This is a genomic window from Sphingomonas sp., from assembly GCF_042095875.1.
GTDB lineage: Bacteria > Pseudomonadota > Alphaproteobacteria > Sphingomonadales > Sphingomonadaceae > Sphingomonas.
In genome coordinates this window covers 36939-45674 of the sequence record NZ_JBELMJ010000023.1, presented here as the reverse complement: position 1 = coordinate 45674, position 8736 = coordinate 36939, and the positions used below count along the sequence as shown (strand labels likewise).

The 8736-nt window shown below is 70.1% G+C and carries 8 protein-coding genes; 5 read left to right on the top strand and 3 right to left on the bottom strand.

Annotated elements, in window-relative coordinates:
• The coding region (locus ACFDS6_RS09830; RefSeq protein WP_375271985.1) for a 4-hydroxyphenylpyruvate dioxygenase family protein at positions 1-698 on the bottom strand (698 nt) is incomplete at its 3' end.
• A gap of 112 nt (positions 699-810) precedes the next feature.
• On the opposite strand from ACFDS6_RS09830, the gene ACFDS6_RS09825 reads away from it, so the two are divergent.
• On the top strand, positions 811-1785 hold the full coding sequence (locus ACFDS6_RS09825) for a M48 family metalloprotease (RefSeq protein WP_375271984.1): 975 nt from the start codon (positions 811-813) through the stop codon (positions 1783-1785).
• Between the two features lie 30 nt (positions 1786-1815).
• Here ACFDS6_RS09825 and hemA read toward each other — a convergent pair whose 3' ends face one another.
• Together hemA and murI are read right to left on the bottom strand one after the other, a co-directional pair.
• Positions 1816-3030: a 5-aminolevulinate synthase gene (gene hemA, locus ACFDS6_RS09820; RefSeq protein ID WP_375271983.1), complete on the bottom strand. Its 1215-nt coding sequence runs from the start codon at positions 3028-3030 to the stop codon at positions 1816-1818.
• 118 nt (positions 3031-3148) lie between these two features.
• Positions 3149-3949 carry a glutamate racemase gene (murI, locus tag ACFDS6_RS09815; protein WP_375271982.1) on the bottom strand — a complete coding sequence of 267 codons (801 nt, stop codon included), beginning with the start codon at positions 3947-3949 and terminating at the stop codon, positions 3149-3151.
• Between the two features lie 112 nt (positions 3950-4061).
• Between murI and plsY the strand changes: the two genes are divergently transcribed.
• The 4 genes from plsY to topA all read left to right on the top strand — a co-directional run.
• The gene (plsY, locus tag ACFDS6_RS09810; RefSeq protein WP_375271981.1) at positions 4062-4649 is read left to right on the top strand and encodes a glycerol-3-phosphate 1-O-acyltransferase PlsY; all 588 of its coding nucleotides are present in this window, start codon (positions 4062-4064) and stop codon (positions 4647-4649) included.
• Between the two features lie 3 nt (positions 4650-4652).
• Positions 4653-5795 (top strand): DNA-processing protein DprA, encoded by a 1143-nt coding sequence (gene dprA / locus ACFDS6_RS09805; RefSeq protein ID WP_375271980.1) that lies wholly within the window; start codon positions 4653-4655, stop codon positions 5793-5795.
• Positions 5789-6139 (top strand): hypothetical protein, encoded by a 351-nt coding sequence (locus ACFDS6_RS09800; RefSeq protein ID WP_375271979.1) that lies wholly within the window; start codon positions 5789-5791, stop codon positions 6137-6139. Before dprA ends, ACFDS6_RS09800 begins: the two co-directional genes overlap by 7 nt.
• A gap of 61 nt (positions 6140-6200) precedes the next feature.
• On the top strand, positions 6201-8736 hold a 2536-nt coding region (topA, locus tag ACFDS6_RS09795; RefSeq protein ID WP_375271978.1), incomplete at its 3' end, for a type I DNA topoisomerase.

The window sequence follows — 8736 nt, the reverse complement described above, 5'->3', positions numbered from 1 at the left end:
ATACCCTCGCCGTTGTAATCGCGGATGAACTCCTCGATCTGGCTGTGGTCGTCCTGGCTCTCGTTGAGCGGAATGCGGATCGCCTTGTCGGGCGCGATCATCGCCTGGCTGAACAGGCCGGTCGCCTTGCCCTTGATGTCGAAATACTTCTGCTCCTCGAAGCCGAAGATCTGGCCGTAAAATGCCGACCACGTCCGCATCTGCCCGCGGCGTACGTTGTGCGTCAGGTGGTCGAGCACATCGAGCCCGACGTTGTTCTGCGCCGCCGCCTCGCGCCAGCCCTCGACCTCGTTCCAGTCGGCGAACGGATCACTGTCGACCAGGTACAGCAGCGACCCGCCGATCCCTTCCAGCACCTGCGCGTCCGGCAGCGCGCTGCCGCTCGCGTCCATCGCCTTGGCGCCGCGCTCCACCGCCGCGTCCAGCGCCTCGCGCGCATTCGAGACGCGGAATGCCATCGCGTTCGCCGACGGGCCGTGGGCATCGCGGAACTCGGCCGCCTGACCCGTCTCCTCGCGGTTGATCAGCAGGTTGATGCGGCCCTGACGGTAGAGCGTCACCTGCTTGGTCGGGTGCGTCGCCACGGGAACGAAGCCCAGCGCCTCGAACTGCTGCGCCAGCGTGTCGGCGTCGGGCGCGGTGAATTCGCAGAAGGCGAAGCCGTCGAGCCCCATCGGATTGACGTCGATATGGTCCATGTCGCGCTCCACTGGTATCAAGTGAAACTAATCTGATGCCTGCGGCGTACGAAGTCAATGCGGCCGCGACGCGGGATGACCGGGCGACACGGGCGGGGTAGAAGCCGGCGCCATGTCGCGTATCCTCTGCCTGTTCCTGCCGCTCGCCCTCCTCGCCGCTGCCGCACCCGACAGCCGAGCGACGTTCGAGGCGTTGCGGGCGCAGGACGCGCGGCTCGCCACGATCGCGTGGCGACTCGCCACCGCCAACGCGGCGCTGTGTCGCGACCGGCAGCCGGGTACCGGCCTCGTCCTTCACGCGCTGAACCAATATGCCGCCCGCGATGCCGCCGCGGCACGCGCGGTATTCGGCTTCTCCGCGCCGGTCGCGGTCGAGTGGGTGGTGCCCGGCTCACCCGCGGCGCGGGCCGGCGTGGTGCAGAACGAGGGCGTCGCCGCGCTCGCGGGAAAGCCGCTCGCCGTGCCCACGATCGCGCACGATACCAGTGCGACGCGCGATGCCGCACTCGCGCAGCTGGCCGCGCTGCCGGTTGGTGCACCCGTCGCGCTGACGCTCGCCGACACGCGCGCGTCGCGCCGCGTCTCGATCGAGCCCTTGCCCGCCTGCCGCAGCGAGTTCGAGGTCGTGGCCGGCCCGAAGCTCGGCGCGTCGTCGGACGGCCATGTCGTCCAGGTCGGTGCGCGACTGATGGAAACCTACAACGACGACGACGTCGCGGTGGTCGTCGCGCACGAGCTCGCGCACACGATCCTGCGCCACCGCGCGCGGCTGGAGACGGCCGGCGTCAAATGGGGGTTGTTCGGCGAGTTCGGCCGCAACGCGCGCCGGTTCCGAGACACCGAGACCGAGGCCGACGTGCTCGGCGCCTTCCTGCTGCGCAACGCCGGCTGGGACCCGCAGAACGCGGTACGCTTCTGGCAGGGGCCGGGGAAGAAGGTCGACCCCGGCATGTTCCGCAGCCGCACGCATCCCTCGCCGAAGGACCGCGCCCGGATCATCGCGGAGGCGCTGGCGGCGATGCCGGCCAGTGCGCCGACACCGTACTTGCCGCCGGTGCTAGCCCAGCGCGACGCGGCGTTGCAGTAACGTCTTCCCTCCGGCGCTCCGGCGCGGACGCTACGCCGCCTGGCGCAGCTCCAACCGGCCCCAGATCTCGACCAGAGCGTTGGTCAGCTCGCGCATCATTGCCTCGCTGTGCGCGGGTCCGGGGGTGAAGCGCAGCCGCTCGGTGCCGCGCGGCACGGTCGGGTAGTTGATCGGCTGCACGTACACGCCGTACTCGGCGAGCAGGATGTCGCTGATCTTCTTGGCCTTTACGGGATCGCCGACCATGACGGGCACGATGTGCGTCTCCCCCGCCATCACCGGCAGCCCGGCGTCGGCGAGCATCGCCTTGAGCGTCGCCGCGGCGCGCTGCTGACCCTCGCGCTCGACGCTCGACGATTTCAGGTGGCGCACGCTCGCCAGCACGCCCGCGACCAGCACCGGCGACAGGCTGGTGGTGAAGATGAACCCCGGCGCGTAGGAGCGGATCACGTCCACGATCGTGCGATCGGCCGCGATATAGCCGCCCATCACTCCGAACGCCTTGCCCAGCGTGCCCTCGATGATCGTCAGCCGGTCGGCGACCGCGTCACGCTCCGAGATGCCGCCACCGCGCGCTCCGTACATGCCGACCGCGTGCACCTCGTCGAGGTAGGTCAGCGCGTTGTACGTGTCGGCCAGATCGCAGATCGCCGCGATCGGCGCGACGTCTCCCTCCATCGAGTACACGCTCTCGAACGCGATCAGCTTGGGCACCCCTGGGTCATCGGCGGCGAGCAGTTCCTCGAGATGCGCGACATCGTTGTGGCGAAAGACGCGCTTCTCGCAGCCCGAATTGCGGATGCCCGCGATCATCGATGCGTGGTTGAGCTCGTCGGAGTAGATGATGCAGCCCGGTAGCACCTTGGCGAGCGTCGCCAAAGTTGCCTCGTTCGAGACGTAGCCGCTGGTGAACAGCAGCGCGGCCTCCTTGCCGTGCAGGTCGGCGAGCTCGCCTTCGAGATCGACGTGGTAGTGCGTGTTGCCGCCGATGTTGCGCGTGCCGCCGCTCCCTGCGCCGACGTCGTGGAGCGCTTCCTCCATCGCGGCGATCACCTTCGGGTGCTGCCCCATGGCGAGGTAATCGTTCGAGCACCACACCGTGATCGGCTTCGGCCCGTTGTGCCCGGCGAAGCAGCGCGCGTTGGGGAACATGCCCTTGTTGCGGAGGATGTCGATGAAGACGCGGTAGCGGCCCTCGGCGTGCAGGCGGTCGATCGCCTGGGTGAACACGCGCGAATAGTCCACCGCCCGTGCGTCAACTGGGCGTGCGTCGACCTGTGCGGCCCGGCGCGCTTCGCTGCTCTCGCTAATCATGCGAGCGACTTACGCCTGCCGGACCCGCTTTTCCAGCGCATTTGGTCGATCACAGTGTCTCGGGCTCGGCGAAGCCGTGCGCGCGCAGCTGCGCGCCGATCCGCGCCTCGCGCTCGCCCAGTCGCGTGAACACCAGCCGGTGCGGGCCTGAGTCGCGCGGCCACGCCTGTCCCTCGGTCAGCGCGGCCACGCGCCGCGCGATTCCCGGGCCGCCATCAACGAAGCTGACGCCGTCCGGCGCGACCGCGCGCATATCGCCCTCCAGCAGCGGAAAATGCGTGCACGCGTTAACGATCACGTCAATCCGGTTGCCCTCCGGTTGGTTGAAGAGCCCGGCAAGTTCTGTCGCGACAGCATCGAGCGACGGCGCCTCGCCGGCCAGCGCGGCTTCCGCGATCTCCACCAGCGCCGCCGATCCGTAGCGCAACACCGTGCAATCCCCCGCGAAACGCGCCGCGAGGTCGTCGACATAGGGCTGACGCACCGTCGCCTCGGTCCCGAGCACGCCGATCACGCGCGTCCGCGACGCCAGTGCAGCGGGCTTGATCGAGGGCACCGTGCCGACGATCGGCAGGTCGAGCGCCGCGCGCACCGCGGGCAGCGCGATCGTGGACGCCGTGTTGCACGCGATCACGATCAGCCGTGGCCGATAGCGCTCCGCCAACCGCCCGAGCAGCGCGGGCACGCGCGCGGCGATCTCCACCTCGCTCTTGGTACCGTAGGGAAAGCCCGCGCTGTCGGCCGCGTAGACGATCGGTGCGGCGGGCAGCAGCGCGCGCGTCGGCGCGACCACCGATAGGCCGCCGACGCCCGAATCGAAGAACAGGATCGGTCGCGCGTCGTCACTCATGCGCGCCCGCATAGCCGTCGCGCCCTGGTAGATACAGATGAGTGACACACCATTCATGCGCCGCTAGAACAGGGTCAGAAGGGGAACAGAACTGGGCACGGAAATCATCTGGATGCCGCCCGCGGCGGCCTTGCTGATCGGCTATTTGCTCGGTGCGATCCCGTTCGGCGTCATCCTGACGCGTCTCGGCGGCGCGGGCGACCTGCGCCAGCTCGGCTCGGGGAACATCGGCGCCACCAACGTTCTGCGCACGGGTCGCAAGGGGCTCGCCGCCGCGACGTTGCTGCTCGACATGCTGAAGGGCCTCGCCGCGGTCCTGATCGTTGCCGCGTTTTTCCCCGCGGAAACTCCGCTCGCCGCGGCGGGCGCATTCCTCGGCCACTGCTACCCCATCTGGCTCGGGTTCAAGGGCGGCAAGGGTGTCGCGACGCTGATGGGGATCGTGGTCGCGCTCGCCTGGCCGCTCGGGCTCGTCTACGCGATCGTGTGGCTCGGGCTGCTCGCGGGCCTGCGCATCTCCTCGGTCGCTGGCATGGCGGCGGCGGTCAGCGCGCCGGTCGCCGCCGCGATCCTCGGACCGTTCGACCTCGTACCGCTGCTGCTCGCGCTCGCGCTGATCGTGGTGTGGAAACACCGGGCAAACGTCGCGCGGCTGCTCGACGGGACCGAGCCGCGCGTCGGCCGCGCCAAGGACGCCTGAGCGATGCGCGAGGCCGCGGCGCTGCACCACGCCTCCGCGGCCCAGGCGATCACCGACGCCGACGCGCTGGCGCGGGTGCGGCTGATCCGCACGCCGTCGATCGGACCGGTGTCGTTCCGCCAGTTGCTCGCGCGCTTCGGCACTGCCGCCGCGGCGATCGAGGCGCTGCCGGATCTGGCCAGGCGCGGGGGCGGCCGCGTGCCCGCGGTCACCGACGGGGACGTCGCGCGGCGAGAGATGGAGACGGTCGCGCGGATCGGCGCGCGCTACCTGTTCCTCGGCACGAGCGACTATCCGGCGCTGCTCGCCGAACTGTCGGACGCGCCGCCGGTGCTGACCGTGCGCGGCGACCTGTCGCTCGCCGCGCGCGACACGGTGGCGATGGTCGGCGCGCGCAACGCCTCGGCCGCGTCGTGCCGCTTCGCTCGCGGGCTGGCGCAGGAGACAGCGCAGGCGGGCGCGGTCGTCGTCTCCGGGCTCGCGCGCGGGATCGACACCGCCGCGCACGAGGGTGCCCTGACGACGACAAATGGCCCCGCCACGATCGGCGTCATCGCCGGCGGGATCGACGTCGCCTACCCGCCCGAGAATGCGCGCTTGCAGGAACGCATTGCGCAGGAAGCATTGCTCGTTGCCGAGATGCCGCCGGGCACCGAGCCGCGCGCGCGCCACTTTCCGCATCGCAACCGCATCATCGCGGCGCTGTCGCTCGGCACCGTGGTGATCGAGGCGGCGCCGCGCTCGGGCTCGCTCATCACCGCGCGGCTGGCGGGCGAGGCGGGGCGCGAGGTGATGGCGGTGCCCGGCCACCCTAGCGACCCGCGTGCGCAAGGATGCAACGGCCTGATCCGCGACGGCGCGGTGCTGATCCAGTCGGCCGCCGACGTGCTCGAACAGATCCGTCCGATCGATCTGCGCGCCAGTGTACGGGCACCTGCCGCCGCCTGGGGCGCCCCGCCGCCCGAGGACGCCAGCGAGGCCGAGCGCCGCCGCGTCACCGACCTGCTCGGCCCGGTGCCGGTCGGCGTCGACGAGCTCGTCCGACAGGCAGGGCTCGCGCCCGCGGTGGTGCAGATGGTGCTGCTGGAACTCGAACTCGGCGGGCGGCTGGAGCGGCACGCGGCCGGGCGCGTCAGCCTGTGCTGAGTGCCCCTGACCCACGCTGGCCGCGCTGGTGGTTTCGCGGCGCCGCGATCTACGGCACGGTGGCGCTCGTCGCCAGCCTCGCCGCGCCGGGTGCGGTCAGCCTGCCGCAACTTGCCTTCGCGCTGACCGCGCTCGCCTTCCAGCTCGTCTTCTGGATCATCGGCGGCGATCCGGTGCGCTACCGCCCGCTGATGCTCGCGGGCGTCGCGGAGAAGCTGGCGTTCGGCGTGCCCGCACTGATCCTGGCGAGCGGATCGGCCACCGCCGTCTTCGGTGCGATCGACCTCGCGCTCGGTGCCGGCTTCCTCGCCGCGTGGTTCGCCACGCCGTCACGCGCCCCTTGACGGCGCTCCGTCCGGACCGTCACCCTCGCGCATACGTGTGAAGCTCCCTAGTTAGGCACCAATGCAACTCGTCATCGTCGAATCGCCCGCCAAGGCGAAGACCATCGAAAAATACCTCGGCTCCGACTATCGCGTCCTCGCGAGCTACGGTCACGTCCGCGATCTGCCGCCCAAGGACGGGTCGGTGAACCCCGACGACGGGTTCGCGATGGAGTGGGAGAACTACGCCGACAAGGCCAAGCAGCTCAAGGCGATCACCGACCTGTCGAAGACTGCCGACCGCCTGATCCTGGCGACCGACCCTGACCGGGAGGGCGAGGCGATCAGCTGGCACGTGCAGGAAGTCCTCGCCAAACGTCGCGCTTTGCCCAAGGCAGTCGAGCGCGTCACCTTCAACGCGATCACCAAACAGGCGGTGACCGACGCGATGAAGGCGCCGCGCGCGCTCGATACCGACCTGATCGACGCGTACCGCGCGCGCCGCGCGCTCGACTATCTCGTCGGCTTCACGCTCTCGCCCGTCCTGTGGCGCAAGCTGCCCGGCGCCAAGTCGGCCGGGCGCGTCCAATCGGTCGCGCTCCGCCTGATCGTCGAGCGCGAGCGCGAGATCGAGCTGTTCGTCGCGCAGGAATATTGGTCGGTGACGGCCAGCCTGGAGCACGACGGCACCCCCTTCACCGCGCGATTGTCGCAGTGGGAGGGCAGGAAGCTCGACCGCCTGTCGATCGGCAACGAGGGCGACGCACACCGCGCCAAGGCCGATGTCGAGGCCGGCCGCTTCACCGTGCAGTCGGTCGAAACGCGCCCCGCGACGCGCAACCCGCCGCCGCCCTTCACCACCTCGACGCTGCAGCAGGAGGCGGCGCGCAAGCTCGGCTTCTCCGCCGACCACACGATGCGGATCGCGCAGCAGCTCTACGAGGACGGCGCGATCACCTATATGCGCACCGACGGCGTGCAGATGGACGGCAGCGCCATTTCCGCCGCGCGCGGTGCGATCGCCAACCGCTACGACGGCAGCTACGTCCCCGACAAGCCGCGGCAGTACCAGGCCAAGGCGAAGAACGCGCAGGAAGCGCACGAGGCGATCCGTCCGACCGATTTCTCCAAGGACCGCGTCGGCTCGGGCGACCATGCGCGCCTGTACGAGCTGGTGTGGAAGCGCGCGCTCGCCAGCCAGATGGCATCGGCCCGCATGGAGCGTACCACGATCGAGTTCGCCGACGGCACCGGGCGCAACGTGCTGCGCGCGACCGGTCAGGTCGTGCTGTTCCCCGGCTATCTCGCGCTCTACGAGGAAGGGCAGGACGACAGCGCCGACGAGGACGCGCGCCGCCTGCCGCGGATGCGCGAGGGCGACGCGCCCGCCAAGAAGGCGGTCGATGCCGAGCAGCATTTCACCCAGCCGCTGCCGCGCTACTCGGAGGCGAGCCTCGTCAAGCGGATGGAGGAGCTCGGCATCGGCCGCCCCTCTACCTACGCGTCGATCATCAAGACGCTGAAGGACCGCGCCTACGTCCGGGTCGAGAAGAACCGCTTCTTCGCCGAGGAAAGCGGCCGGCTGGTGACTGCGTTCCTCGAACGCTTCTTCCCGCGCTACGTCGGCTACGACTACACCGCCGAGCTGGAGGAGGAGCTCGACGACGTGTCGGGCGGGCGCGCGCAGTGGCAGGCGGTGCTGGAAAGCTTCTGGCGCGATTTCAAGCCGCGTACCGCCGAGGTCATGGAGCAGAAGCCGTCGGAGGTGACCGCCGAGCTCGACACCTTCCTCGCGCCCTATTTGTTTCCCGACAAGGCCGACGGCAGCGACCCGCGCGCGTGTCCCGCATGTCAGGCGGGCAGCCTGGCGCTGCGCGGCGGGCGCTTCGGCGCATTCATCGCCTGCTCTAACTATCCCGAATGCAAATACACCCGCCGCTTCGCGCAGGGCGGTGATGCCGCCGAGGCGACCGGGCCCGAGATGCTCGGCAAGGATCCCGAGACCGGGCTGGAGGTCGAGCGCAAGTCGGGACGGTTCGGTCCGTACATCCAGCTCGGCGAGGGCAAGGAAGCGAAGCGCGCCTCGATCCCGAAGGACGTCGAACTGGACCTCGAGATGGCGCTCAAGCTCTTGAGCCTACCGCGCACGATCGGCCAGCATCCTGAGACGGGGCAGGACATCACCGCCGCGATCGGGCGCTACGGACCGTATCTCGCGCACGCGGGCAAGTACGCGCGCCTCACTTCGACCGCCGACGTGTTCGACACCGGCATGAACGCCGCGGTGGTGAAGCTCGCGGAGGCAGCGGCGGGCGGCGGTCGTCCGCAGCGCGGCGCCGCGCGCGAGCCGCTAAAGGTACTGGGCGCGCACCCGCGCACCGAGGCGGAGCTCAAGCTGATGGAGGGTCGCTACGGTCCCTACGTCACCGACGGCACCACCAACGCGACGCTCCCGAAGACGATCACGCCCGAGCAACTGACGCTGGAAGAGGCCGCGCAACTGATCGACGCGCGCGCCGCGATGGCACCGGCGGGCAAGAAGAAGACGCCGGCCAAGAAGAAGGCCGCGCCCAAAAAGGCAGCGGCGAAGGCGGACGGCGAGAAGCCTGCGGCGAAGA

Excerpts from the sequence above, each read along its gene's own strand:
- murI (WP_375271982.1), bottom strand. The coding sequence starts at position 3,949 with ATGAGTGACGACGCGCGACCGATCCTGTTCTTCGATTCGGGCGTCGGC.
- ACFDS6_RS09825 (WP_375271984.1), top strand. The coding sequence starts at position 811 with ATGTCGCGTATCCTCTGCCTGTTCCTGCCGCTCGCCCTCCTCGCCGCT.
- dprA (WP_375271980.1), top strand. The coding sequence starts at position 4,653 with ATGCGCGAGGCCGCGGCGCTGCACCACGCCTCCGCGGCCCAGGCGATC.
- plsY (WP_375271981.1), top strand. The coding sequence starts at position 4,062 with ATGCCGCCCGCGGCGGCCTTGCTGATCGGCTATTTGCTCGGTGCGATC.